This is a genomic window from Streptomyces rimosus subsp. rimosus, from assembly GCF_000720725.1.
Classification (GTDB): Bacteria; Actinomycetota; Actinomycetes; order Streptomycetales; family Streptomycetaceae; genus Streptomyces; species Streptomyces rimosus_A.
The window spans coordinates 13,968-37,958 of the sequence record NZ_JOCQ01000028.1 but is presented as its reverse complement, the minus strand read 5'-3'; the positions used below and the strand labels follow the sequence as shown (position 1 = coordinate 37,958).

Sequence of the window (23,991 nt, the reverse complement as noted above, 5' to 3'; positions counted from 1 at the left end):
CGCAGGGGAAACCGGCCACGTCGTTATACGTACGAGCCGCCCGGGACGGCCGGACCGCCCTGCCCGGCCCCGGCCCGCCCGTCACCGCCGTACCAGCCCCGCATCACCGCCGTACCAGCCCCTCACCACCCCGCCGCGGCCCCGGCACGGCAAGCGGAACCGCAACCGGAACCCCGGCTCCGTCCACGCCGGCCCCCGCCACCGGGCCGTCGCCCGGCACCGGACCACGTCCCGATTCCGGTTCCAGTTCCGGTTCCAGTTCCGGTTCCAGTTCCGGTTCCAGTTCCGGCGGCTCGATGCTGATCCGCGGCAGCCGCCGCTCCAGCCACCCCGGCAGCCACCAGTTCGCGCCGCCGAGCAGGTGCATCAGGGCGGGTACGAGCAGGGTGCGCAGCACGAAGGCGTCCAGGGCGACGGCGGCGGCCAGGCCGATGCCGAACATCGCGACGATGCGGTCGCCGCTGAGCACGAACGCCGCGAAGACCGCGATCATGATGACCGCCGCCGAGTTGATCACCCGGCCGGTCTCGGCCAGTCCGACCCGTACGGCGCGGCAGTTGTCGCCGGTGCGCCGCCACTCCTCGTACATCCGGCTGACCAGGAAGACCTGGTAGTCCATGGAGAGCCCGAAGAGCACGGACACCATGATCACGGGGAGGAACGGCTCGATCGGGCCCGCGCTGCCCAGTCCGAGCGGCTCACTCCCCCAACCCCACTGGAAGACCGCCACCACGATGCCGAACGAGGACGCGACGGCCGCGACGTTCATCGCGGCGGCCTTCAGCGGTATGCCGATGCTGCGGAAGGCGAGGAGCAGCAGGACGCAGCCCAGGCCGATGACGGTGCCCATGAAGAGCGGCAGTTTGCCCACGATGACGGCCGCGAAGTCGTCGTAGCTCGCGGTCACGCCGCCCACGTGGACCTGCATGCCGGTGCCCTCGGCGGCCTTCGGCAGCACCTCGTCGCGCAGCCGTTCCACCAGGTCGGAGGTCTGCCGGGACTGCGGGGAGCTGTCCGGTACGACGGTGATCACGCCCGTGCTGCCGCTGCCGTCGAACTCCGGGCCCTGTACCTGCGCCACGCCCGGTGTGGCACGCAGCTCGGCCGGCAGCCGGTCGAAAGCCAGCCGGTCCTTGGCCCCGTCGAGGTCGCCGACCAGGGACAGCGGCCCGTTGGAGCCCGGCCCGAAGCCCTTGGCGAGCAGGTCGTACGCCTTGCGGGTGGTGCTGGTGGCGGGATTGTTGCCCTGGTCGGAGGTGCCCAGGTGCAGGGAGAGCGTGGGCAGTGCCAGCAGCAGCATGAGGGCCGCGGCGGCCGCCCCCAGCAGCTTGGGGTGCCGTTCGACGAAGCCTGACCAGCGCGCGGCGAAGCCCGCGGGCGGCTCGGGAAGGGGCCCGTCGGCGGCCAGCCGCCGCCGTTCGCGCCGGCTCAGCGCCCGCTCCCCGATCACCCCGAGCAGGGCCGGGAGCAGGGTGATCGAGGCGGCGACGGTGAGGACGACGGTGAGCGAGGCGGCGAGCGCGACGCCGTTGAGGAAGCCGAGCCGCAGCACCAGCATGCCGAGCAGGGCGATGCAGACGGTGGCCCCGGCGAAGACCACCGCGCGCCCGGAGACGCTGACCGCGCGCTCGGCGGCCTCCCGCACGGAGAGGCCGGATTTCAGCCCTCTGCGGTGCCGGGTCACGATGAAAAGCGCGTAGTCGATGCCGACCCCGAGGCCGACGAGCATGCCCAGCATCGGGGCGAAGTCGGCCACCGTCATGGCGTGGCCGAGCAGCGCGATGCCCGCCGAGGCGGTGCCCACGCTCACCACCGCCGTGACCAGCGGCAACAGGGTCGCGGCGAGCGATCCGAAGGCGAGGAAGAGGACGACACCGGCCGCCGCGAGGCCGATCGCCTCGGCGAGGTGCGTCCCCGAGGACTCGGTCACCGCGATGCCCGCGCCGCCCAGCTCCACCTGGAGCCCGTCGCCCGCGGCGGCCCTGGCGGTGTCCACCACGCGCTGGACCTGGGCCTTGTCCAGATCCTCGGTGCCGTTGGCGGGGGCGTCGAAGGACAGGTTCGCGTAGGCGGTGTGCCCGTCGTGGCTGATCTGGCCCGCGCCCTGGGGGGTGTACGGGCTCTGCACGGACGCGACCCCGGGCAACCGGGTGATCTTGTCGAGGGTCTGCTGGAGGTCCTTCTGCACGGCGCCCGCGCGGACGGTGCCGGAGTCGGTGTGCCACACGATGGTGTCACCGCCCCGGGCCTGGTCCGGGAACGCCCGCGCCAGCAGGGCTCCGGCCTGCCCCGATTCCGTACCGGGAACGTCGTAGCGGTCGGAGTAGGCGGAGCCGGCGGCTCCGGCCGCGGCGGCGGCTCCCGCGAAGGCGGCGAGCCAGAGCACGATCACGACGATGCGGCGCCGCAGGCACCACCGGGTCAGTGCGGTCATGGAGCTCTTCGTCTGCTTCCCGGGTCAGGCGCCGATGTCTCCCGGGGTGTACCCGTGGTGCCGAACGCGTAATGGAGGGGGAAGCACGGGACCGCCGCCTGCCGACGAAGGAGCGACGGGCCCGTACCTCTTGCAGAGTGACAGCGGGAAAAGATCCTTTGACCCTTTTGTGGACTTCCCCACAAAGGGACCCGGAAGCGGAACCCGGCCGCGATCGGCGGGCGACCGGAAGACGGCAGGTTCCGCCCGCTCCGGTCAGCCGGTGATCGATTCCTTCCCGTTCTCGATGTGACCCATGAAGCGGCGGCGGAAGGACGCGTCCTGCGCGACGGACAGGTCCAGGTCGTACCAGCCGTGCACGGCAGCCGCGGCGTGCGCGACGGTACGGGTGCTGCCCGCCCGTACGGTGAGCGTGCGCGGGGCCGCGTCGCCGTACGCCAGCGGCTTGAGAGTGAAGGTGAGGTCCGCGCGCCCCTTGTTGACGAGCGTGAGATGCAGCTCACGCCGGTGCGCGTCCAGGCGGGTGCTGATCCGGACCGCGGCGGCGGCGCCCGCGGCCGTACCGGCGTGCTCGCGCCGGAAACCGTTGGGGCCCGTGAGGGTGAATCGGTACGCGCCGTCCTTGACCGGCACCTCCCAGTCGGCCCGGCCCAGCACGTCGCGGTGCTGCGGCGTGCCGTACTCCCCCGCGTACGGGTACAGCGCGAAGTGCGCGCTCGCCCGGCCACTGTTGCGCACCGCGAGCCGGAAGCGCTTGCCCTGCGCGTCGTAGCCGCCGTCCGCGTCGGGCTGGTACGGCAGCGGACGCGCGGGCCGGGTCCCCTCCTCCTGACGCGGCAGCTGCTGCTCGCGCGGCGGGCGCGGGGACCAGCGCCCGCTGAACGGCGGGATCGCGCCGGGCCGCTCGACGGCGGGCTGCCGGCGCCCGCGCGAGAAGTCGAACGCGCTGGTCAGATCGCCGCAGACGGTGCGCCGCCAGGCGCTGATGTTGGGCTCGCGCACGCCCGTCCAGCGCTCCAGGAAGCGGACGATGGAGGTGTGGTCGAAGACCTGCGAGCAGGCGTAGCCGCCCACCGTCCAGGGCGAGATCACCAGCATCGGCACGCGGATCCCGAGCCCGGTCGGCTTCCCGTCCCAGAACTCACCCGCCGTGCCCTGCGGAGGCACCGGCGGTGGCACATGATCGAAGAATCCGTCGTTCTCGTCGTACGTCAGGAACAGCGCAGTGTGCCGCCACACGTCCGGGTTCTTGCCGAGCGCGTCGAGGACCTTGTAGACGATGGTGGCGCTGGCGACCGGTGAGGACGAGCCGGGGTGCTCGGAGTCCGCCGCGGAGGGGACGATGTAGGAGACCTCGGGCAGTTCGCCGGAGGCGACGTCGGCGGCGAAGGCGGCGGCCGTGGAGTTCGGCTCGCCGCGGCGCAGCGCGCGCTCGAAGAGGCTGCGATCGGCCGCGCTCAGCGCCCGTACGCCCTCGTCCAGCAGCCCCTGCAACCTCTTGCGCTCCGCCTCACCCGCCGCCGCGACCTTCCCGTAGAACGCGGTCATGTTCTGCACACCACCGCCCACCTTGGCCAGCGCCTTCTTCATGACGGCCTTGAAGGTGGCGTAGAACTCCAGGTTGTTGTCGGTGAAGTTGTCCCACTCCTGGTAGACGCGCCAGCTGTGCCCGGCCTTCTCCAGTCGCTCGGCGTACGTGGGCCAGGCGTAGCCGGGGTGGGTGTCCTCCGCGTAGGCGTCGTTGCCCACCGCGCGCTTGCCGGAGCCCGGCTCGGGCCCGGTCCAGCCGCTGACCAGGTGGTTGCGGTTGGGGCTGGTGGAGGAGTGGATCGAGGAGTGGTAGGCGTCGCAGACGGTGAAGGTGTCGGCGAGCTCGTAGTGCAGGGGGACGTCCCGGCGGTCGTAGTGGGCCATGGTGGCGGCCGTCTTGGCGGTGACCCAGTTGTCCATCCATCCGTCGCGCCACGCCTTGGCGCCACCGTTCCAGTCATGGTTGAGCGCCCCGATGTACTGCAGATCCTTCTTCTGGGCCGCCGCGGCCTCGCGTACGGAGAAGGGCAGCACGGTGCCGACGCCGGACGCGCCCGGCTGCTCGAAGACGCTCCGGTCACCGCCGGGCAGCTGGACGGCGTTGCGGTCGGCGTAGCCGCGTACGCCGCGCAGCATGCCGAAGTAGTGGTCGAAGGAACGATTCTCCTGCATCAGCACCACGACGTGCTTGATGGCGCCGAGGCCGCCCCGGCCATGCCCGTGCCCGTGTCCGTACCCGGCCGCAGCCACGGGCTGCTCCGCCGCCAGCGCCTGCTGGAGCGACGGCGGCAGCAGCGACGCGGCGGCGGCCGCACCGGCCGCCGCCGCGCCAAGTCCCATGACCCGTCTACGAGATACCTCGGATGCCACGCTCGACCTCCCAGTCGACTGCCCACGGTCGGGCAATGGTTCGCCGCCGGCCCATTGGCTGGGGCGAGCGGGACGGTAGTGGAGCTGCGTGGCGTTCGATAGGTATCGGGGTGACAAGTTCGGGAACTTATGGTTCCGGTTTCTGTGGGCGGGTGTGCCCGCCCCTGGCCGGGCAAGCGCTGGGCTGTTCGGCGCTCACGCGGCGCCGTCGAGTACCGCCCGGACTTCCGGCACGTCCCGGTAGCCCTCCAGCCGCTTCAATACGACGCGGACCCGTGCGGCCGTGCGGTTGCTGGCCACGGTCGCGCTCAGCGTGATGACCCGTTCCGCTGTCGCTGCCGCCTCCTCCGGTTCGTTCGCGTCGGCCAGAGCGACGGCCAGCCACGACAGGTACAGGGCGAGTTCCCGAGTGTGTGTCGTGTCGTACCGGCCGAGCACGTCCCTCAGCAGGGGCACGGCCCGCAAAGGACGGCGCAGCTCGGTGTGGACACGGCTCTCCATGACCCGCAGTTCCCCGGCGTCCACCCAGTACAGGTAGGCGGGCGACTCGGCCCCCGCACTGTCTGCCGCCAGCGCCTCACCGGCCTCTCCCAGTGCCCGCATGGCGGACTGGGTTTCCCCTGCCTTGGTGTGGGCCCATGCCACCCGATCGAGGTACAAGGCGCGTGCTTTCGGGGGCGCATCCGGCTCGGCCCCATCGAGGGCTGCCTGTGCGAGTTGGGCCCCTTCAATCTCCCTACCGGTGTTGCTCAGTTGGTAGGCCAGCGATCCGGCAAGGTTCCCGGCCAGCGTCCGGTCGTCCGCCTGCATCGCCGCGCTGATCCCGAGCCGGTAAACGCGTTCGGCATCCACATGCTGTCCGGCATCACTGGCAATCCATCCCGCGATCTGCGCCAACTCGCCGATCTGCCTGAGCAGAGCACGCCCCACCTCCCCGGAGTGGGCGCCTTCCTTGTAGACCCGGACAGCGGCACGGAGTTCCCGCAGAGCGGGCCGGATCAAGTCGCCCCCGGCCAGTACGTCGTCCGCGAGCCTGAGCCCGTGCACGCGCTTTTGCAGGTCTCCCACCTGCCCCATGCCGACGCGTCGGCCCGCGCGGGCGCCGAGCGGGGCCAGCGGATCATCGTCGGGCAGGAAGTCCGCCAGGGCAGGCAGGGGTGGCTCATCGGGCTTCCGCGGCTCCATGAGCACACCCACGGGCACACCGAGGGCAGCGGCGATGAACGGCAGCCACTGGCGGGGCGTGCGCTTCCCCTGCTCCCACCGGCTGACCTCCTGGCGGCCAACCGGCTCGCCCACGACCCCAGCGCCCCGGCAGATCTCACGTGCCAGGCGCTCCTGACTCCACCCACGGCGGCCCCGCTCCCGCCGGATGTTGGCCCCGATGTGGCTCCCCATGAAGCCAGTCTGGCCGACACCTGGCCTACACGGGGCCGCTGGTGGCCACACCGGTCCCGGCGCGACGATCGCCGTACGACATACCGAGGGACGGCGATGAACCATGGACCACGACTGGACCCCCACCACGGGAACGTACGCGGTGGACACGACGAACGACAGGATCGGCGAGGTACGCAGGCGGCTCCAAGGGGCCGTGTACCTCGTCCCGCCTGGTGGCGGACGTGAGCGGGCGGTGCGTCCCGACCAGCTGCGCAAGCCCACCGGCGAAGAGCGCGCGCGGGCGCTGACCTGGACGCGTCCGGTCAGGAGCCGACTGTGAACCGGTCCCACTGCGCACCGTACCGAAGCTATCCGGAACCGCCGGTCGATCTCCCCACGCAGGTCCCGTCACTCGAACCGGTGCCGGTCCAGGACTGCAAGGTGTGCGCCCACGCTGCGGCATGGCGGCGGGCGTACCGGACGGGACAGGGCACGGCGGACGGTTACACCAACCACTCGGCAGCCCTGGACTGCTCCCTGGAGATCCGCAACCACCCGCACGAGCCGCGCGTACTGGGGCTGCCGGTCAACGCCCCGGCGGTACGCCCGTGAGCCCCCGCAGCGTGATCCGCGCTGTGAAGCACGCCATCGGCACGCACCCGCAAAGCGAGATCACCGTATCGGCGAGCTGCCTGACCGGCGGATGCTCGTGGACGCTGACGGCGACCGCCGACCTGGAGGCGGCCGACCTGGCGGCGATGACGCACACGGGCCGTACGGGGCATCCGACGTTCGCCCGGACGTTCCAGGACGTGGCACTCGTGCGCCGCCTGGAACTGAACGCGGGGCAGACGGAGACATCGCCGCTTCCGGCGCCCCGCTGAGCCCGATCCACCACCTCAACAGAGAGTCCCAGCACATGCACGACGCACGCGCGCTGCTCACCCCTGCCGCATTCGGGGGTGTCGTCGCAACGGTCATCGACAACAATCCCGGCATGGACGAGGCCATGGCCACCCGGATCGTCACGGAAGCGATCAAATTCGTGGACGCCGCCACCAAATTCCCCACAACGAAGATCACACCGTCACGGGTGGTGGACGAGGGGTGGCATGCGCTGATTCTGCACACGGCCCCGTACGCCGAGATGTGCGGACGGCTCGGGCGATTCGTGCACCACTACCCGGAACGGCCGGACCCCGGGCGGCACGACGCACGCGCGCTGGCCCGTACCGCGGCCTTGATCGAACAGGCCGGGCACAGCGTGGACACCGAGCTGTGGACAGGGCCGGCCAAGGTCCTCGTACCGGTTGCGGCGAACTGCTCGCACACCCCGAAGCCGGGCGGCTGCGGCCCCATCAACCCCGGCGCCTGCGGCTCACACGGTGGCAGTCAGGGCAGCTAGGCTGCCGCACCCCTGAGAGAGGTGAGGGCATGGACGCGGAAGAAGCCCGGCACGTGGACGCCACGCTGCGGCGGCTGGGCATCCCTGGGATCGTCGCGCCGGAGGACCCGGACGATGCGGCGGGGACTTGGCGGGTGTACGACAGCTCCGACCCTGGGGCGCGGAAGGACATCACCGCTGATGTCCTGGCGGCCATCGCCGCCACGTTCCGGGAAGCCGGTCCGGGGCCCGGCCGACGTGCTGATGGTGGCCCTGCTCGGGGTTTCGTCATTCCGCCCGGCGAGAACTGACCACCATCAACACGGCAACCGGCTCAGGCCCGAGCCACGTCACCCCGGCAACCGCACCGACAACCCATGCCGGAACTCATCCCGCGGATCCCAGCGCGCCTTGACGCGCTGCAGCCGCGGGTAGTTGCCCTTGTAGTACAGCGTGTGCCACGGGACGCCGGAGGTGTTCAGCTTCGGGTCGGCCAGGTCCCGGTCCGGGTAGTTGATGAACGAGCCGTCGCTGACCTCGCCCGGCACGGGTACGCCGCCGGTGTCCGCGTACACGTCGCGGTAGAAGTCCTGGAGCCACGCCAGAGGTTTCGCCCCGGCTGCCTCCTCGCCGTCCCAGCTGGTCATGTAGATCGCCTTGAGGATCGAGTCGCGCTGGGCGACGGCGGTCGCGTCCGGTGCGACGGTGTTGACCTTGCCTCCGTACGAGACCAGCCACAGCGCCCCGGAGATGTTCTCCGACGCCGGGCCCGCCAGGTGCCGGTGGAGGGCGGTGAGCTGGTGGTCCGTGTAGCTCTTGCGCAGGTAGCCGCATTTGACCTTGAACGGGGCCGGCTCGCTCTCCTGGACGAGGGCGACCGCCTCCAGCCAGGGACGGACGTGGTGCTGGACGGCCGGCTTGGCGCCCGTTCCGCGTCCGACGGCGTCCACGTAAGCGCGCATCCGCCGCTCGGCGTCCGGCGTGGTGGCGTCCAGGTGGCCCACCAGGGAGATGGTGCCGATGTTGCGGCTGCTGAGCATGAATACGCTGAACAGGTCGGCGTACGAGGAGTCCGGGGCGCTGTTGTGCTCGTACCAGGTGCCGTGGTTGCGGACCAGGCGGGTGAACGCGCGCTCGTCGACGTCCTTCCAGTTCCAGGTCGCGGCGAAGGTGAGGACGGACGCCGGGGCCTTGGGGAGCAGCCGGGTGGGGTCGTCGCCCTCGGCCGCCGGGTCGCGGAACCAGTAGCAGGTGACGATGCCGAAGTTGCCGCCTCCGCCGCCGGTGTGCGCCCACCACAGGTCGTGGTTGGGGTCCTTGGGGTCGCGGGTGGCCACCACGCTGCGGGCCCGGCCCGACCGGTCGACCACGACGACCTCGACGGCGTACAGGTGGTCCACGGACAGCCCGTACCGCCGTGAGAGCGTCCCGTACCCGCCGCCGAGGACGTGTCCGCCGACCCCGACCTCCGCGGTGGCGCCGGCCGGGATGGACACGCCCCAGCCGAGGAACAGGGCGCGGTAGACCTCGCCCAGCAGGGCGCCGGGCTCGACGGCGAACGCGCGGCGGGCGGCGTCGTAGCGGACCGCGCGCATGGGAGATGTGTCGATCAGTATGCGGACGGACGGGTCGTCCACGAAGTTTTCGAAGCAGTGGCCGCCGCTGCGTACGGCGATGCGTTTGCCGTCCCGTACGGCCTGCTGTACGGCGGCGACGACCTGCCCGGTGGTGCTCACGACGTGGACGCGCTCGGGCTTGCCGACGAAACGGCTGTTGCTGCCGCGGCGGGTGAGGGAGGAGTAGCGGGGGTCGTCCGGGCCGAGGGTGACCGGGGCCGGGGATGCGGCGGGGGCGGACGGGGCGGCAGGGGATGCTGCCGCGATGCCCGGCGTCGCCGCGGCCGCGGCCGTACCGCCGAGCGCCGCCGCGCCCGCGAGCAGGGTCCGGCGCTTCACTTCGGCCATGGTCCGCTCCTGTAACTGTGGGGTGGTTGACGGGGATTGCTCGTGATTCACCTCTCCACCATCCGGCCCGTGCGGCCCCGGTACATCGTCCGCCGAGACCAACTCGCCCCTAAGGAGAACGGTGTACGGAAGCGACTGCCGCCCCTCCCTCAGGAGGGCGCGCGACCGGCCCGCGTCCTCCGAAAGAACGGTTCTTCCGGGCGCCCGGGCAACGGGCCGCCACTCATGAACACTTCACAAACTCTTGACAACCGCATTGGTCTGGACCATTTTGTGCATGCGCGACGCCCGCCCCGCTCTCCGGACCCGGCGGGCGGCCCTTCCGGGCTCATCACTTGGAGACAGCCATGCCGCACCCCCTCATGTCCCGCACCCCCCGCTCCCGGCACAGACGGTGGATCGGTACCGCCTTCACCGGGCTGGCGGCCGCCGCCCTGGCGGTCACCGGCACCGCGGCCGGCGCCTCGGCGGCCCCCCACGCCGCCGCCGGCGCCGCCGCCGACGTCAACAACGCGAAGAACCCCGGGTTCGAGTCCGGGCTCTCCGGATGGACGTGTTCGGCGGGCGCCGGTTCCACCGTGTCCTCCCCCGTGCACGGCGGTACCTCGGCCCTGAAGGCCACCCCGTCCGGCTCCGACCAGGCCAAGTGCTCACAGACCGTGGCGGTCAAGCCGAACTCCACGTACACGCTCAGCGCGTACGTCCAGGGCTCGTACGTCTATCTCGGCGCGAGCGGCACCGGTACGACCGATGTGTCCACCTGGGCCCCCGGCGCCACCACCTGGCAGCAGCTGAAGACCACCTTCACCACCGGCCCCTCCACCACCTCCGTCACCGTCTACACCCACGGGTGGTACGGGCAGTCCGCCTACTTCGCCGACGATGTCAGCGTCTTCGGGCCGGACGGCGGGGGCAACAGCGACCCGGGCGACCCCGTTCCCGACGTGCCCGCCGGGCTGACCGCCGACGCGGTCACCTCGTCCTCCGTAGCGCTGTCCTGGAGCCCGGCGAAGTACGCCACCGGCTACAACGTCTACCGCGACGGCACCAAGGTCCAGGCGGTCACCGGCACGTCGGCCACCGTGACCGGCCTGAGTCCGGCCACCGCGTACCGCTTCCAGGTCGCCGCGACCAACGCGGCGGGCGAGTCCGCCAAGTCCGCGGCCGTCACCGCCACCACGTCCCCGGGTGGCGGTGAGCCCGGGCCCTCCGTGCCGAAGCACGCCGTCACCGGCTACTGGCAGAACTTCAACAACGGCGCGACCGTCCAGAAGATCAGCGATGTGTCCGACCAGTACGACATCATCGCGGTCTCCTTCGCCGACGCCACCACCACGCCCGGCGCGATCACCTTCAACCTCGACTCGGCGGGCCTGGGCGGCTACACGGTCGCCCAGTTCAAGGCCGACATCAAGGCGAAGCAGGCGGCCGGCAAGAACGTCATCCTGTCCGTCGGCGGCGAGAAGGGCACCATCTCCGTCAACGACTCCGCCTCGGCGAACAATTTCGCCAACAGTGCTTACGCGCTGATGCAGGAGTACGGCTTCAACGGGGTCGACATCGACCTCGAAAACGGCATCAACCCGACCTATATGTCGCAGGCTCTGCGCTCGCTGTCCCAGAAGGCGGGCAGCAAGCTGGTCATCACCATGGCCCCGCAGACCATCGACATGCAGTCCACCCAGGGCGGTTACTTCAAGACCGCGCTGAACATCAAGGACATCCTCACCGTCGTCAACATGCAGTACTACAACAGCGGTTCGATGCTCGGCTGCGACGGCAAGGTCTACTCGCAGGGCACGGTGGACTTCCTCACCGCCCTGGCCTGCATCCAGCTCGAAGGCGGCCTCGATCCGTCGCAGGTGGGGATTGGTGTGCCTGCCTCGACGCGCGCTGCCGGTGGCGGTTACGTGTCTCCCAGCGTCGTCAACAACGCGCTGGACTGCCTCACCAAGGGCACCGGCTGCGGCTCCTTCAAGCCCGCCAAGACCTACCCGTCCCTGCGCGGCGCCATGACCTGGTCCACCAACTGGGACGCGGCGACCGGCAACGCCTGGTCGAACGCGGTGGGGCCGCACGTGCACAACCTGCCGTAGCGCGGCACGCATGCGGAAGGGCGGCACACCGGTGGTGTGCCGCCCCTCGCGTACCGGAACCGGGTATCAGCCTTCGACGCCCAGCTTCTCCAGGATCAGCTCGCGGACGCGGGCCGCGTCGGCCTGGCCGCGGGTGGCCTTCATGACCGCGCCGACCAGGGCGCCGGCCGCGGCGACCTTGCCGCCGCGGATCTTGTCGGCGATGGCGGCGTTGGACTCGATCGCCTCGTCGACGGCCTTGCCCAGCGCGCCCTCGTCGGAGACGACCTTCAGGCCGCGCTTCTCCACGACGGTGTCCGGGTCGCCCTCGCCCGCGAGGACGCCCTCGATGGTCTGGCGGGCCAGCTTGTCGTTGAGGGAGCCCTCGGCGACCAGCGCCGCCACCCGCGCGACCTGCTCCGGGGTGATGGCCAGGGCGGCGAGATCGACGCCGTCCTCGTTGGCGCGGCGGGCCAGCTCGCCCATCCACCACTTGCGGGCGGCGGCGGAGTCCGCGCCGGCCTCGGTGGTGGCGACGATCAGGTCCACGGCGCCCGCGTTGAGGATCGACTGCATGTCGTGCTCGGAGACGCCCCACTCCTCGCGCAGCCGGTTGCGGCGTACGCGCGGCAGCTCGGGCAACCCCTTGCGCAGTTCCTCGACCCACTCGCGGGACGGGGCCACCGGGACCAGGTCGGGCTCGGGGAAGTAGCGGTAGTCCTCCGCCTCCTCCTTGACCCGGCCGGGGGTGGTGGAGCCGTCCTCCTCGTGGAAGTGGCGGGTCTCCTGGATGATCGTGCCGCCCGAGGAGAGCACGGCCGCGTGCCGCTGGATCTCGAAGCGGGCGGCGCGCTCGACCGAGCGCAGCGAGTTGACGTTCTTGGTCTCCGAGCGGGTGCCGAACTTCTCGGTGCCCTTCGGGCGCAGCGACAGGTTGACGTCGCAGCGCATCTGGCCCATTTCCATCCGGGCCTCGGACACGCCCAGCGCCTTGATCAGCTCGCGCAGCTCGGCGACGTACGCCTTGGCGACCTCGGGGGCCCGCTCGCCCGCGCCCTGGATGGGCTTGGTGACGATCTCGATGAGCGGGATGCCGGCGCGGTTGTAGTCCAGGAGGGAGTGCGAGGCGCCGTGGATACGGCCCGTCGCGCCGCCCACATGGGTGGACTTGCCGGTGTCCTCCTCCATGTGGGCGCGCTCGATCTCCACGCGGAAGATCTCGCCGTCCTCCAGCTGGACGTCCAGGTACCCGTCGAAGGCGATGGGCTCGTCGTACTGCGACGTCTGGAAGTTCTTCGGCATGTCCGGATAGAAGTAGTTCTTCCGGGCGAAACGGCACCATTCGGCGATGGAGCAGTTCAGCGCCAGGCCGATCTTGATCGCGGACTCGACGCCGACCGCGTTGACGACCGGCAGTGAGCCGGGCATGCCGAGGCAGGTGGGGCAGGTCTGCGAGTTGGCGTCGGCGCCCAGGGCGGTCGAGCACCCGCAGAACATCTTGGTCTTGGTGCCGAGTTCGACGTGCACCTCAAGACCCATCACGGGGTCGTAGGTGGCCAGCGCGTCCTCGTACGACACCAGTTCAGTGACGGTCACGGAAAACTAACCTCTCAGTCCCGCTCAGCCCGCGAGCACATCGTCGTTGTTGAGACGACGCAGATCGCGGACCAGCAGCGCGACTCCGGTGGCGATGGCGGCGGCGGAGACGACGGCATCGAGGAGCTGGAGCTTGTCCTGCTCACCCTTGGCCGCCTTCGCCTGCTTGACGACGCTCACCGCACCGAACAGCGTGGTGCCGATGGACAGATACGTACCGGCCTTGGACTTCTTGAAGCCCTTGGCCTTCGCGAGCTTTCCACTCACAGGGACGGTGCCTCCTCAAGCAGCGGGTGCCCCCAACGGGCGGTGAACGCGGCCTCGACCGCGGCACCGACCTTGTAGAGCCGGTCGTCGGCCATGGCAGGGGCGATGATCTGCAGACCCACCGGCAGCCCGTCCTCGGGAGCCAGGCCGCAGGGCAGCGACATGGCCGCGTTGCCTGCCAGGTTCGTCGGGATCGTGCACAGGTCGGCGAGGTACATCGCCATCGGGTCGTCGGCGCGCTCGCCGATCGGGAAGGCGGTGGTGGGCGTGGTCGGCGAGACCAGCACGTCGACCTGCTCGAACGCCTTCTCGAAGTCCCGGGTGATCAGCGTGCGCACCTTCTGCGCGGAGCCGTAGTACGCGTCGTAGTAGCCGGAGCTGAGGGCGTACGTGCCGAGCATCACGCGGCGCTTGACCTCGGCGCCGAAGCCGGCCTCGCGGGTCAGCGCGGTGACGTCCTCGGCCGAGCGGGTGCCGTCGTCGCCGACCCGCAGGCCGTAGCGCATGGCGTCGAAGCGGGCCAGGTTCGAGGAGCACTCGGAGGGCGCGATGAGGTAGTACGCCGACAGGCCGAGGTCGAAGGACGGGCAGGAGATTTCCACGATCTCTGCGCCCAGCTCGCGCAGCAGCTCCACGGACTCGTTGAAGCGCTGCATGACGCCGGCCTGGTAGTGCTCGCCGGAGAACTCCTTGACGACGCCGATGCGCATGCCCTTGACGTCGCCGTTGCGGGCCGCCTCGACGACCGGCGGGACCGGTGCGTCGATGGAGGTCGAGTCCAGCTCGTCGTGGCCGGCGATGACCTCGTGCAGCAGGGCCGCGTCCAGGACCGTACGGGCGCAGGGCCCGCCCTGGTCGAGGGACGAGGAGAACGCCACCATGCCGTAGCGCGAGACCGCGCCGTAGGTGGGCTTGACGCCAACGGTGCCGGTGACGGCGGCGGGCTGGCGGATGGAGCCGCCGGTGTCCGTGCCGATGGCCAGCGGGGCCTCGTAGGCGGCGAGCGCGGCGGAGGAGCCGCCGCCGGAGCCGCCGGGGATACGGGTGAGGTCCCAGGGGTTGCCGGTCGGGCCGTAGGCGCTGTTCTCGGTGGAGGACCCCATGGCGAACTCGTCCATGTTGGTCTTGCCGAGGATGACCACGTCGGCGGCCTTGAGCCGCTTGGTCAGCGTCGCGTCGTACGGCGGGATCCAGCCTTCGAGGATCTTGGAGCCGACGGTGGTGGGAATGCCCTCCGTGGTGAAGATGTCCTTCAGCGCGAGCGGCACGCCGGCCAGCGGGCCCAGCTTCTCGCCGCGCTCGCGCTTGGCGTCCACGGCGCGGGCCTGGGCGAGCGCGCCCTCGCGGTCCACGTGCAGGAAGGCGTGCACCTTCTCGTCGACGGCCTCGATACGGGCCAGGTGCGCCTCGGTGACCTCGACGGCGGTGACCTCACCGGCGGCGATCTTCGCCGCGGTCTCGGCGGCCGTGAGCTTGATCAGATCTGCCATGTCGGTCACTCCTCCCCCAGGATCTGCGGCACCTTGAAACGCTGCTGCTCCTGGGCCGGGGCGCCGGACAGCGCCTGCTCGGGCGTCAGCGACGGACGGACCACGTCCGGGCGCATGACATTGGTCAGGGGCAGCGGGTGGGAGGTCGGCGGTACGTCTTGGTCGGCGACCTCGGAGACGCGGGCGACCGCGCCAATGATGTCGTCGAGCTGTCCGGCGAAGTGATCGAGCTCTTCGTCCTTCAGCTCCAAGCGCGCCAGCCGGGCGAGGTGGGCGACCTCCTCGCGCGTGATGCCAGGCATGCAGCGATCCTCAGGGTGAGTGTCTTGGCTGTTCTTCCAGATGTCCGGCCCAATCCTATGGCGTACGCAATAGAGGTTCGAAACGCATTCCCGGTGCGGCTCGCCGGGCACTGCTCCCGGGGCGTACGGGGCGGGGCGGGCAGCCGTACGGAAAGGGGCCGGCCCTACGCGGGCGGGCGGCCCGCGGGGGTGCCGGACCTCAGGTGACGCGCTGGTCGGCTTCCTCGACCGCCGCGGCGCGCTCGTGCTGGGGCTCGGCGGCGGGACGCTCCGTCTCGCGCTGCCAGCCGCGCTCGCCGCGGGCCCGCAGCCAGGCGGTGGTCTCGTCCGGCGGCATCGCGGCGGCGACCAGCCAGCCCTGCACCGCGTCGCAGCCCAGGTCGCGCAGCCGCTCCCAGGTCTCGTCGTCCTCGACGCCCTCGGCGACCACCAGCAGGCCCAGCGAGTGGGCGAGGTCCAGGGTGCAGCGGACGATCTCGGCGTCCTCGTTGTCCACCGCCAGCCGGGCGACGAAGCTGCGGTCGATCTTCAGCTCGCTGACCGGGAGGCGGCGCAGGTGGACGAGGGACGAGTAGCCGGTGCCGAAGTCGTCCAGGGACATCTTGACGCCGTGCCCGGTCAGCCCGGCCAGGGTGTCGGCGGCCCGCTGCGGGTCCTCCAGCAGCACATGTTCCGTTATCTCCAACTGGAGCGAGCCGGGCGGCACTTGATGGCGGGCCAGCCGGGCGGCCACCGCGCCGGCGAAGCCGGGGGTGTGCACGTCGCGGGGCGAGACGTTGACCGCGACCGGCACCTCCAGGCCGGAGGCGCGCCACCGGGCCACCTGGGCGAGGGCGGTCTCCAGCACGTACTCGGTCAGGCGCGGCATCAGCCCGGAGGACTCGGCGATGGCGATGAACTCGTCCGGCGGAACCCTGCCGCGCTCCGGATGGACCCACCGGACCAGCGCCTCCAGCCCGGCCACGTGTCCGTCGAACCCCACCTTGGGCTGGTAGTGCAGTTCCACGTCGCCGGCGTCCAGTGCGCGGCGCAGGTCGCCCAACAGGCCCAGCCGGTCCGGGGTGTTGCCGTCGCGCTTGGCCTCGTAGACCTCGACGCCGCTGCGGTCCCGCTTGGCCTGGTACATGGCCACGTCCGCCCGGCGCAGCAGGCCCTCGGCGTCCAGCGCGTGGTCGGGGAAGACCGCGACCCCCGCGCTGGCTTCCAGCACGAGGGTGAGGCCGTCCAGGTCGAGCGGCGAGCCGAGCGCCGCGACCAGGTTGCGGGCCACCCGCTGGGCGCTGGTCAGGGAGTCGGCGGTGGGCAGCAGGACCGCGAACTCGTCGCCGCCGAGGCGGGCGGCTTCCGCGCCGCGCGGCAGCGCGTGCCGCAGCCGGTCGGCTATCTGGAGCAGCAGCCGGTCGCCGGCCAGATGGCCGAGGGTGTCGTTCACCGAACGGAAGCGGTCGAGGTCGAGGTCGATCAGGACCAGGGCGGAACGGGCGCCGATGCGCTCGGCGTCGTCCAGCGCGGTCCAGGTGCGCTCCAGCAGCCACTGCCGGTTGGGCAGGCCGGTCAGCGGGTCGCGCAGCTGCTCCTCGGCGCGGGCGCGGGCGATCCACAGGGTGGAGTCCAGGGCGATCAGCGGGACGGCGAACATCGGCAGCAGGAACGGCGCGTGCACGGCGGCGACCACGATCAGCGGCGAGATGCCCAGCAGCGCCACGCCGACCAGGGCCTGCCGGGCCAGCGCCGTGCGGGCGATGGTGGGCAGGCCGCCGCTGCGCGGCGCCATGGTGAACCACAGCAGGGAGCGGGTGACCAGGAGGTACGCGAGGGCCGCGACCAGGATGTCCGGCAGGACGGACAGGTCCCAGGCCGCGGGCTGCCACGGGTGCTCGATGGTCGGTACGACGTGGAAGGCGGCGAGGCCCAGCGCCGCGGCGCCGATCCCGAGGACGTCCACCGCGCCGTGCAGCAGGGCCTGTCGCCAGCGGTGCCGGCGGGCGGCACCGACCAGGACGACGACGGCCACGCTCACCAGGACGGCGGGCACCCAGCCGTACAGCAGCAGGACGGCGAGGGCCAGGGCGGCACCCGATCCGGTGCCGCCCCACCAGCGGTCGCGGCCGAGCGCGACCAGATGGCCCACGATCACGCCGGTGAGGATGGCCAGGGCCCAGCCGACGACGCCTTCCGGGAAGAGCGCCCGGCCGGCGCCGAGCGTCCGGACCACTCCCGCCGCGAGCGCGCTGCCCGCCGCCAGCACGACGGCCGCGGGCAGCGCGGGCGCGACGAGCCGGCCAAGCCGCGACGCCGGAGCGGCGCTGTCGGTCGGTTTCATTCCGATACCTCTCACAGCCGGCTGTGCCCGCGCCACGGCAGGCGCACACCTCAACAGTAGGCCGCAGAAGGCCGCCACGGGCAGCGATCGGCAGCGGTTGCCCGAATGCGACCCGGCCATCCGGAACCATCTGCTATGCGCCGATGAGGTGACTCCTCACTCGCCCTCAGGCGGAGTGACAGCTACCGCTCGTGCTTCATCGGGACCCTGCTCCAGCAGCACCGCGAAGCCGTCATCGTCCAGCACAGGCACCTTCAACTGCATGGCCTTGTCGTACTTCGAACCAGGATTGTCTCCCACCACCACGAAACCGGTCTTCTTCGAAACGGAACCGGTCACCTTCGCTCCGAGACGCTGCAGGGCTTCTTTCGCGCCATCTCTGGTGTGTGACTGAAGTGTGCCCGTTACAACGACGGTGACGCCTTCCAGGGGCCTCGGGCCTTCATCTTCGGCAGATTGCTCTTCCATCCGGACGCCGGCGGTCCGCCACTTCTCCACGATCTCGCGGTGCCAGTCCTCGGCGAACCACTGCTTGAGCGAGGCCGCGATGGTCGCGCCGACCCCCTCGACGGCGGCCAGCTCCTCCTCGCTCGCGTCCCTGATCCGGTCCAGCGAACGGAACTCCATGGCCAGCGCCTGGGCCGCCACCGGGCCGACATGACGGATCGACAGACCGGTCAGGATGCGCGCCAGCGGGCGCTCCTTGGCCGCTTGGATGTTCTCCAGCATCGCCAGGGCGTTCTTCTTCGGCTCGCCCTTCTGGTTGGCGAAGAAGGTGACGACCTTCTCCTCGCCCGTCTTGGGGTCGCGCTTGGGCAGCCCGCTGTCCGGGTCCAGAACATAGGACTTGATGGGCAGCAGCTGCTCGATGGACAGGTCGAAGAGGTCGCCCTCGTCCTTCAGCGGCGGCTCGGCGGGCTCCAGGGGCTGGCTCAGCGCCGTGGCCGCCACATAGCCGAAGTTCTCGATGTCCAGGGACTTGCGGCCGGCCAGGTAGAACAGGCGCTCGCGGATCTGGGCGGGGCAGGAGCGGGCGTTGGGGCAGCGCAGGTCGACGTCGCCCTCCTTGGCGGGCTGCAGCGCCGTACCGCACTCGGGGCACTCGGCGGGCATCACGAACTCCCGCTCGCTGCCGTCCCGCAGGTCCACCACCGGCCCCAGGATCTCCGGGATCACGTCGCCCGCCTTGCGCAGCACGACCGTGTCGCCGATGTAGACGCCCTTGGCCTTGACCACGTCCTGGTTGTGCAGCGTGGCGAACTCGACCTCGGAGCCGGCGACCGTGACCGGCTCGACCACGGCGTACGGCGTGACGCGGCCGGTGCGGCCGACGCCGACGCGGATGTCGACCAGCTTGGTGTTGACCTCCTCCGGCGGGTACTTCCACGCGATCGCCCAGCGCGGGGCGCGGGAGGTGGAGCCCAGGCGGCCTTGCAGGGCGATCTCGTCGAGCTTGACCACCGTGCCGTCGATCTCGTGGGCGACGGCCGTGCGCCGGGTCTCCGGGTCGCCGTAGCGCTTGATGAAGTCGCGCACCGCCTCCAGGGAGTCCACGACCTCGTTGTGGTCGGAGGTGGGCAGGCCCCACTCGCGCAGCAGGCCGTACGCGTGCGACTGGCAGTCGATGTCGAAGCCCTCGCGGGCGCCGATGCCGTGCACGACCATGTGGAGCGGCCGGGTGGCGGTGACCTTGGGGTCCTTCTGGCGCAGCGAGCCCGCGGCGGCGTTGCGCGGGTTGGCGAACGGGGGCTTGCCGTCGGCGACCAGCCGCTCGTTCAGTTCGAGGAACTTCTCCATGGGGAAGTAGACCTCGCCGCGGACCTCCACCAGCTCCGGGACGCGGTCGCCCTTGAGGCGGTCCGGGATCTCGGTGATGGTGCGGACGTTGGGCGTGATGTCCTCACCCGTACGGCCGTCGCCGCGGGTGGCGGCGCGGGTGAGCCGGCCGTTCTCGTACGTCAGGTTGACCGCGAGGCCGTCGACCTTCAGCTCGCACAGGAAGTGGTAGCCGGCGCTCTTGGGGTCGCCGCCCAGCTCCGTCGCGATCCGCTCGGCCCAGGCCGCCAGCTCCTCGTCGTCGAAGGCGTTGTCCAGCGAGAGCATCCGCTCGCGGTGGGCGACCTCGGTGAACTCGGTCTCGTACTGCCCGGCGACCTTCTGCGTCGGGGAGTCGGGGGTGCGCAGCTCCGGGTGCTTCTCCTCCAGCGCCTCCAGCGACCGCAGCAGCTTGTCGAAGTCCGCATCGCTGATGACGGGGGCGTCCCTGACGTAATAGCGGAAGCGGTGCTCCTCGATCTGCTCGGCCAGATGGGCGTGCTCTTCCCGCGCCTTCGCGGGCACCGCGTGCCCCGCCGTGTGCTCTTCGCCGGCCACCGTTACGTCCTCCCGTGATCCTTGAGTGCCGTCACTCAGGGTTGTCCGCGAGCGATCTCGCTGCCCGGACGCAGTGGGCGAGGGCCGTACGGGCATATGCGGGCGAAGCGCCCGCCAGTCCGCACGACGGGGTGACCACCACGGACTCGGCGAGAGTCCCCGGCGACAGCCCCAGCCTGCGCCACAGCGTCCTGACACCCATGACGCTACCGGCAGGGTCTGACAATGGGCCGTCCACGCCGGGCACCACGCCCGTCAGAAGCGTCGTGCCGCCCTCGACGGCCTCGCCGATCGCCTCCTCCTCACGCTCGGTGAGCAGCCCGAAATCGAAGGAGATGCCGGACACGCCGGCGCGGCGCAGCAGGGCGAAGGGGACGTCCGGGGCGCAGGAGTGGACGATCACCGGTACGTCGGCGGCGGTGATCAGATCGCGCAGGGCGCCCTCCACGACGGCGCGGTCCACCGCGCGATGCGTGCGGTAGCCACTGGCCGTCTTCACGCCGCCCCGGAGGACGGCGGTCAGGGACGGCTCGTCCAGCTGGAGCACCGGGCGCGCGCCCGGCACCCGGCGCCGCAGATCGGCGAGGTGCGCGCGCACGCCCTCGGCCAGCGACGCCGTCAGGTCCCGGCAGGCGCCGGCGTCGCCGAGGGCGGCCTCGCCGTTGCGCCGCTCCAGGGCGGCGGCCAGGGTCCAGGGACCGACCACCGAGACCTTGAGGTCGCCCTCGTACCCCTGGGTGAACTCCTCCAGCGCGTCGAGGTCCTCGCCCATCCAGGACCGGGCGCGCCGGGTGTCGCGGCCGGGCCGGTCGCTGATCCGCCAGCCGCTCGGCTCCACGTGGGCGTACACCTCGACGAGGAGTCCGGCGGTCCGGCCGATCATGTCCGCGCCGGGCCCCCGGGCGGGCAGCTCCGGCAGGTACGGCAGCGTCTCCAGCGAGCCGGTCACGGTCCTGGCGGCCTCGCGGGCGTCGCCGCCCGGCATCGACCCGATGCCGGTGGCGGTGCCGGTGCCGGCGTTGCCGGCGAGGCGGGCGGGGGTGTTGTTCTCGGTCACCCGTCGAGGGTAAGTGGCCGTCGGCCGCGGTGGGCCGGGCGGGCGGGGTTATCGCCCCGGACGTACCGTCACGTCGTTGATCTCCGCGTCCCGCGGCAGGTCGAGCGCCATGAGCATGGTGGTGACCACCGACTCCGGGTCGATCCACCGGCTCGCGTCGTACTCCCGGCCCTCCTGGCGGAAGACGCTCTCCTGCATGGGGGTGGCGGTGCGGCCCGGGTAGACGGAGGTCACCCGTACGCCGTTGCCGTGCTCCTCGGCCCGCAGGGAGTCGGCCAGCGCCTTCAGGCCGTGCTTGCTGGCGGCGTACGCGCCCCACTGGGGGCCCGCGTTCAGGCCGGCGCCCGAGTTGACGAAGATCACGTGGCCCTTGGCGATCCGCAGCTGCGGGAGGAACTGGCGGGTCAGCTCGGCGGGCGAGAGGAGGTTGGCGGCGAGGGTGCGCTGCCATGCCTTGGGGCCGAGGTCGCCGACCGCGCCCAGTTCGACGACGCCCGCGATGTGCATCAGGGAGTCCAGCCGGTCCGGCAGCGGCTGCTTGCCGAAGGCCCAGTCCAGCTTCTCGGGGGCGGCGAGGTCGCCGACCACCGTACGGGCCCCGGGGAACTGCCCGGCCAGCTCCTTGGCGCGGCCCGCGTCGCGCGCCAGCAGCCACAGCTCCTCGCCGCGGTCCGCGAGCCGCCGCGCGACCGCCGCTCCGATGCCCGATCCTGCGCCCGTGATCAAGTGCGTACCCATGGGGGCGATCTTAACGACGGGCGGCGGGCCGGGGCGGGTGCGTCCGCGCGGAGCGGAATCCCCGGATCCGGCCCGCCGGGCGTCGCCCCGTCTCGTACACCGGGGCCCGGTCAGCCCTGATGGCCCGGTCAGCCCTGGATGCCCGCCCGCTCCTCCAGGTACGCCAGCGCGCCGACCCCGTCCTCCGCGAAGAACACCAGCTCCGTGAGCGGCACCGGGAGGAAGCCCTCGTCCTCCATGCGCTGGAACTGCTCCTTGAGGCCGTCGTAGAAACCGGCGGTGTTCAGGAGCACCACGGGCTTGGTGTGCAGGCCGTGCTTCTTCAGCTCCAGGATCTCGGTGGCCTCGTCCAGCGTGCCGGTGCCGCCGACCATGACGACGATCGCGTCGGCGCGCGCCAGCAGCTCGGCCTTGCGCTCGGCGAGGTCCTTGGTGATCACCATGTCGTCGACCCCGGGCCGTACCTTGTGCGCAAGGAAGTCCACCGAGACGCCGACGAGCCGGCCGCCCGCCGTCTCCACGCCGTCGGCCATGACCTTCATCAGGCCGGTGTCCGAGCCGCCCCACACCAGCGCGTGCCCGCCCTTGCCGATCAGCTCGGCGAACTCCCGGGCGGGGGTGGTGTAGCGGGCGTCGAGGTCGGCGGCGGAGCAGAAGACACAGATGTTCATGCCGGTCACTCTACGAGCCGCCGCCGGCAGCGGCTCCGGCCCCGGCAGCGGCCCCGACCCCGGCCGTCCAGGGCGGGGGCCTCGTACCTGCCGCCCCTCCCGTCAGATCAGCCCCTGCGCCACCATCGCCTCCGCCACCCGCTCGAAGCCCGCGATGTTCGCGCCCGTCACATAGTCCCCCGGCACCCCGAAGCGCTCCGCGGTCTCGGCGCACGTGTCGTGGATGGTGCGCATGATCGTCGCGAGTTCGCCCTCGGTGCGCTCGAAGGTCCAGGATTCGCGGCCGGAGTTCTGGCGCATCTCCAGCGCGCTGGTGGCCACGCCGCCCGCGTTGGCGGCCTTGCCGGGGCCGAAGGCCACGCCCGCCTCCTGGAGGAGGGCCACCGCCTCGGGCGTGGTGGGCATGTTGGCGCCCTCGGAGACCGCCTTGACGCCGTTGCGCACCAGGACGCGCGCGGCGTCCGCGTCCAGCTCGTTCTGGGTGGCGGACGGCAGCGCCACGTCGCACGCCACGTCCCACACCCGCCCGCCCGGCACGTACCGGGCCGACGCGCCGCGCCGGTCGGCGTACTCCTCGATGCGGCCCCGCTCGGTCTCCTTGACCTGCTTGAGCAGGGCGAGGTCGATGCCCTTCTCGTCGATCACGTAGCCGCCGGAGTCCGAGCAGGTCAACACGTTCGCGCCGAGCGCCTGGGCCTTCTCGATGGTGTAGATCGCGACGTTGCCGGAGCCGGAGACCACGACCTGCTGCCCGTCCAGGTCCTCGTCGCGCAGCCGCAGCATCTCGGCGGTGAACAGCACGTTGCCGTAGCCGGTGGCCTCCGTGCGCGCCGTGGAGCCGCCCCAGCCGAGGCCCTTGCCGGTCAGCACCCCGGCCTCCCAGCGGTTGGTGATCCGCCGGTACTGGCCGAAGAGGTAGCCGATCTCCCGGCCGCCGACGCCGATGTCGCCCGCCGGGACGTCGGTGTGCTCGCCCAGGTGCCGGTGCAGCTCCGTCATGAAGGACTGGCAGAAGCGCATGACCTCGGAGTCGGAGCGGCCGTGCGGGTCGAAGTCGCTGCCGCCCTTGCCGCCGCCGATGTTCAGGCCGGTGAGCGCGTTCTTGAAGATCTGCTCGAAGCCGAGGAACTTGACGATGCCGAGGTTGACGGACGGGTGGAAGCGCAGCCCGCCCTTGTAGGGCCCGAGCGCGCTGTTGAACTCCACCCGGAAGCCGCGGTTGATGTGGACGGTGCCCGCGTCGTCCTGCCACGGCACGCGGAAGACGATCTGGCGCTCCGGCTCGCAGATCCGCTCCACGATCTTGGCCTCGGCGTACTCGGGACGGGCGGCCAGCGCCGGGGCGAGGGTCCCCAGCACTTCGAGGGCGGCCTGGTGGAATTCGGGTTCCCCGGGGTTGCGGCGCACCAGTTCCCTGTGCAGCTGCTCCAGTGACACCGCTGTTCCGCGGCCGGCCGCACCTGTTCCGGCGTGAACTGTCGACATGTCTTTCTTCCCTTCGTGGCCGGCGAAGGACCGTCAGGGACCGGAGTCCGGG

Annotated in this window: 20 protein-coding genes; 6 read left to right on the top strand and 14 right to left on the bottom strand. The window is 71.4% G+C overall.

Annotation, left to right across the window (positions count from 1 at the left end; genetic code table 11):
• Positions 1-103: 103 nt before the first annotated feature.
• The 3 genes from IH45_RS0116710 to IH45_RS0116700 form a co-directional block, all read right to left on the bottom strand.
• Entirely contained in the window at positions 104-2,434 is a 2,331-nt protein-coding gene (locus IH45_RS0116710) for an MMPL family transporter (protein ID WP_030668080.1), read from the bottom strand.
• 255 nt (positions 2,435-2,689) lie between these two features.
• Entirely contained in the window at positions 2,690-4,834 is a 2,145-nt protein-coding gene (locus IH45_RS0116705) for a phosphocholine-specific phospholipase C (protein WP_030668078.1), read from the bottom strand.
• A 195-nt stretch (positions 4,835-5,029) separates the two neighbouring features.
• Positions 5,030-6,232, bottom strand: a complete 1,203-nt coding sequence (locus IH45_RS0116700; protein ID WP_030668076.1) for a helix-turn-helix domain-containing protein — start codon at positions 6,230-6,232, stop codon at positions 5,030-5,032.
• Positions 6,233-6,335: 103 nt separating this feature from the next.
• On the opposite strand from IH45_RS0116700, the gene IH45_RS01000000143710 reads away from it, so the two are divergent.
• The 5 genes from IH45_RS01000000143710 to IH45_RS0116670 are packed head-to-tail and all read left to right on the top strand — an operon-like array spanning position 6,336 to position 7,909.
• Positions 6,336-6,554 carry a hypothetical protein gene (locus IH45_RS01000000143710; RefSeq protein ID WP_032917604.1) on the top strand — a complete coding sequence of 73 codons (219 nt, stop codon included), beginning with the start codon at positions 6,336-6,338 and terminating at the stop codon, positions 6,552-6,554.
• On the top strand, positions 6,551-6,826 hold the full coding sequence (locus tag IH45_RS0116685; RefSeq protein WP_030668073.1) for a hypothetical protein: 276 nt from the start codon (positions 6,551-6,553) through the stop codon (positions 6,824-6,826). The genes IH45_RS01000000143710 and IH45_RS0116685 overlap by 4 nt, the downstream gene beginning before the upstream one ends.
• Before the next feature lie 11 nt (positions 6,827-6,837).
• Positions 6,838-7,098, top strand: coding sequence for a DUF7848 domain-containing protein (locus IH45_RS0116680; protein WP_050514909.1), 261 nt, complete (start codon positions 6,838-6,840; stop codon positions 7,096-7,098).
• Positions 7,099-7,133: 35 nt separating this feature from the next.
• Positions 7,134-7,619: a glycine-rich domain-containing protein gene (locus tag IH45_RS01000000143705; protein ID WP_030668068.1), complete on the top strand. Its 486-nt coding sequence runs from the start codon at positions 7,134-7,136 to the stop codon at positions 7,617-7,619.
• 29 nt (positions 7,620-7,648) lie between these two features.
• The gene (locus IH45_RS0116670) at positions 7,649-7,909 is read left to right on the top strand and encodes a hypothetical protein (RefSeq protein ID WP_030668064.1); all 261 of its coding nucleotides are present in this window, start codon (positions 7,649-7,651) and stop codon (positions 7,907-7,909) included.
• A gap of 39 nt (positions 7,910-7,948) precedes the next feature.
• Here IH45_RS0116670 and IH45_RS0116665 read toward each other — a convergent pair whose 3' ends face one another.
• The gene (locus IH45_RS0116665; RefSeq protein WP_030668061.1) at positions 7,949-9,562 is read right to left on the bottom strand and encodes an FAD-binding oxidoreductase; all 1,614 of its coding nucleotides are present in this window, start codon (positions 9,560-9,562) and stop codon (positions 7,949-7,951) included.
• 347 nt (positions 9,563-9,909) lie between these two features.
• On the opposite strand from IH45_RS0116665, the gene IH45_RS0116660 reads away from it, so the two are divergent.
• Positions 9,910-11,658: a chitinase gene (locus tag IH45_RS0116660; RefSeq protein ID WP_394298678.1), complete on the top strand. Its 1,749-nt coding sequence runs from the start codon at positions 9,910-9,912 to the stop codon at positions 11,656-11,658.
• Between the two features lie 66 nt (positions 11,659-11,724).
• Here IH45_RS0116660 and gatB read toward each other — a convergent pair whose 3' ends face one another.
• The 10 genes from gatB to gdhA all read right to left on the bottom strand — a co-directional run bounded on the left by gatB (position 11,725) and on the right by gdhA (position 23,939).
• Positions 11,725-13,233: an Asp-tRNA(Asn)/Glu-tRNA(Gln) amidotransferase subunit GatB gene (gene gatB, locus IH45_RS0116655; protein WP_030668055.1), complete on the bottom strand. Its 1,509-nt coding sequence runs from the start codon at positions 13,231-13,233 to the stop codon at positions 11,725-11,727.
• Between the two features lie 24 nt (positions 13,234-13,257).
• The gene (locus tag IH45_RS0116650; protein ID WP_030668052.1) at positions 13,258-13,500 is read right to left on the bottom strand and encodes a hypothetical protein; all 243 of its coding nucleotides are present in this window, start codon (positions 13,498-13,500) and stop codon (positions 13,258-13,260) included.
• Entirely contained in the window at positions 13,497-14,990 is a 1,494-nt protein-coding gene (gatA, locus tag IH45_RS0116645) for an Asp-tRNA(Asn)/Glu-tRNA(Gln) amidotransferase subunit GatA (RefSeq protein ID WP_030668049.1), read from the bottom strand. Before gatA ends, IH45_RS0116650 begins: the two co-directional genes overlap by 4 nt.
• Positions 14,991-14,995: 5 nt before the next feature.
• A complete protein-coding gene (gene gatC, locus IH45_RS0116640; RefSeq protein ID WP_003984986.1) occupies positions 14,996-15,292 on the bottom strand; it encodes an Asp-tRNA(Asn)/Glu-tRNA(Gln) amidotransferase subunit GatC in 297 nt (98 codons plus the stop codon).
• A 199-nt stretch (positions 15,293-15,491) separates the two neighbouring features.
• Positions 15,492-17,615 carry a putative bifunctional diguanylate cyclase/phosphodiesterase gene (locus IH45_RS0116635; RefSeq protein WP_030668044.1) on the bottom strand — a complete coding sequence of 708 codons (2,124 nt, stop codon included), beginning with the start codon at positions 17,613-17,615 and terminating at the stop codon, positions 15,492-15,494.
• A 156-nt stretch (positions 17,616-17,771) separates the two neighbouring features.
• On the bottom strand, positions 17,772-19,988 hold the full coding sequence (gene ligA, locus IH45_RS0116630; protein ID WP_030668041.1) for an NAD-dependent DNA ligase LigA: 2,217 nt from the start codon (positions 19,986-19,988) through the stop codon (positions 17,772-17,774).
• A gap of 31 nt (positions 19,989-20,019) precedes the next feature.
• Positions 20,020-21,045 (bottom strand): methionine synthase, encoded by a 1,026-nt coding sequence (locus IH45_RS0116625; RefSeq protein ID WP_030668038.1) that lies wholly within the window; start codon positions 21,043-21,045, stop codon positions 20,020-20,022.
• A gap of 48 nt (positions 21,046-21,093) precedes the next feature.
• The gene (locus IH45_RS0116620; RefSeq protein WP_030668024.1) at positions 21,094-21,783 is read right to left on the bottom strand and encodes an SDR family oxidoreductase; all 690 of its coding nucleotides are present in this window, start codon (positions 21,781-21,783) and stop codon (positions 21,094-21,096) included.
• Between the two features lie 128 nt (positions 21,784-21,911).
• The gene (locus IH45_RS0116615) at positions 21,912-22,454 is read right to left on the bottom strand and encodes an LOG family protein (protein WP_030668019.1); all 543 of its coding nucleotides are present in this window, start codon (positions 22,452-22,454) and stop codon (positions 21,912-21,914) included.
• A gap of 102 nt (positions 22,455-22,556) precedes the next feature.
• Complete coding sequence (gene gdhA, locus IH45_RS0116610) at positions 22,557-23,939, bottom strand: NADP-specific glutamate dehydrogenase (RefSeq protein WP_050514908.1); 1,383 nt, start codon at positions 23,937-23,939, stop codon at positions 22,557-22,559.
• Positions 23,940-23,991: the final 52 nt, after the last annotated feature.

Coding starts and splice junctions, on each gene's coding strand:
- IH45_RS0116615 (WP_030668019.1), bottom strand. CDS start 22,454: ATGAACATCTGTGTCTTCTGCTCCGCCGCCGACCTCGACGCCCGCTAC.
- IH45_RS01000000143710 (WP_032917604.1), top strand. CDS start 6,336: ATGGACCACGACTGGACCCCCACCACGGGAACGTACGCGGTGGACACG.
- IH45_RS0116620 (WP_030668024.1), bottom strand. CDS start 21,783: ATGGGTACGCACTTGATCACGGGCGCAGGATCGGGCATCGGAGCGGCG.
- gdhA (WP_050514908.1), bottom strand. CDS start 23,939: ATGTCGACAGTTCACGCCGGAACAGGTGCGGCCGGCCGCGGAACAGCG.
- IH45_RS0116635 (WP_030668044.1), bottom strand. CDS start 17,615: ATGAAACCGACCGACAGCGCCGCTCCGGCGTCGCGGCTTGGCCGGCTC.
- IH45_RS0116710 (WP_030668080.1), bottom strand. CDS start 2,434: ATGACCGCACTGACCCGGTGGTGCCTGCGGCGCCGCATCGTCGTGATC.
- IH45_RS0116700 (WP_030668076.1), bottom strand. CDS start 6,232: ATGGGGAGCCACATCGGGGCCAACATCCGGCGGGAGCGGGGCCGCCGT.
- gatA (WP_030668049.1), bottom strand. CDS start 14,990: ATGGCAGATCTGATCAAGCTCACGGCCGCCGAGACCGCGGCGAAGATC.
- IH45_RS01000000143705 (WP_030668068.1), top strand. CDS start 7,134: ATGCACGACGCACGCGCGCTGCTCACCCCTGCCGCATTCGGGGGTGTC.
- IH45_RS0116660 (WP_394298678.1), top strand. CDS start 9,910: ATGCCGCACCCCCTCATGTCCCGCACCCCCCGCTCCCGGCACAGACGG.
- IH45_RS0116665 (WP_030668061.1), bottom strand. CDS start 9,562: ATGGCCGAAGTGAAGCGCCGGACCCTGCTCGCGGGCGCGGCGGCGCTC.
- gatC (WP_003984986.1), bottom strand. CDS start 15,292: ATGCCTGGCATCACGCGCGAGGAGGTCGCCCACCTCGCCCGGCTGGCG.
- IH45_RS0116670 (WP_030668064.1), top strand. CDS start 7,649: ATGGACGCGGAAGAAGCCCGGCACGTGGACGCCACGCTGCGGCGGCTG.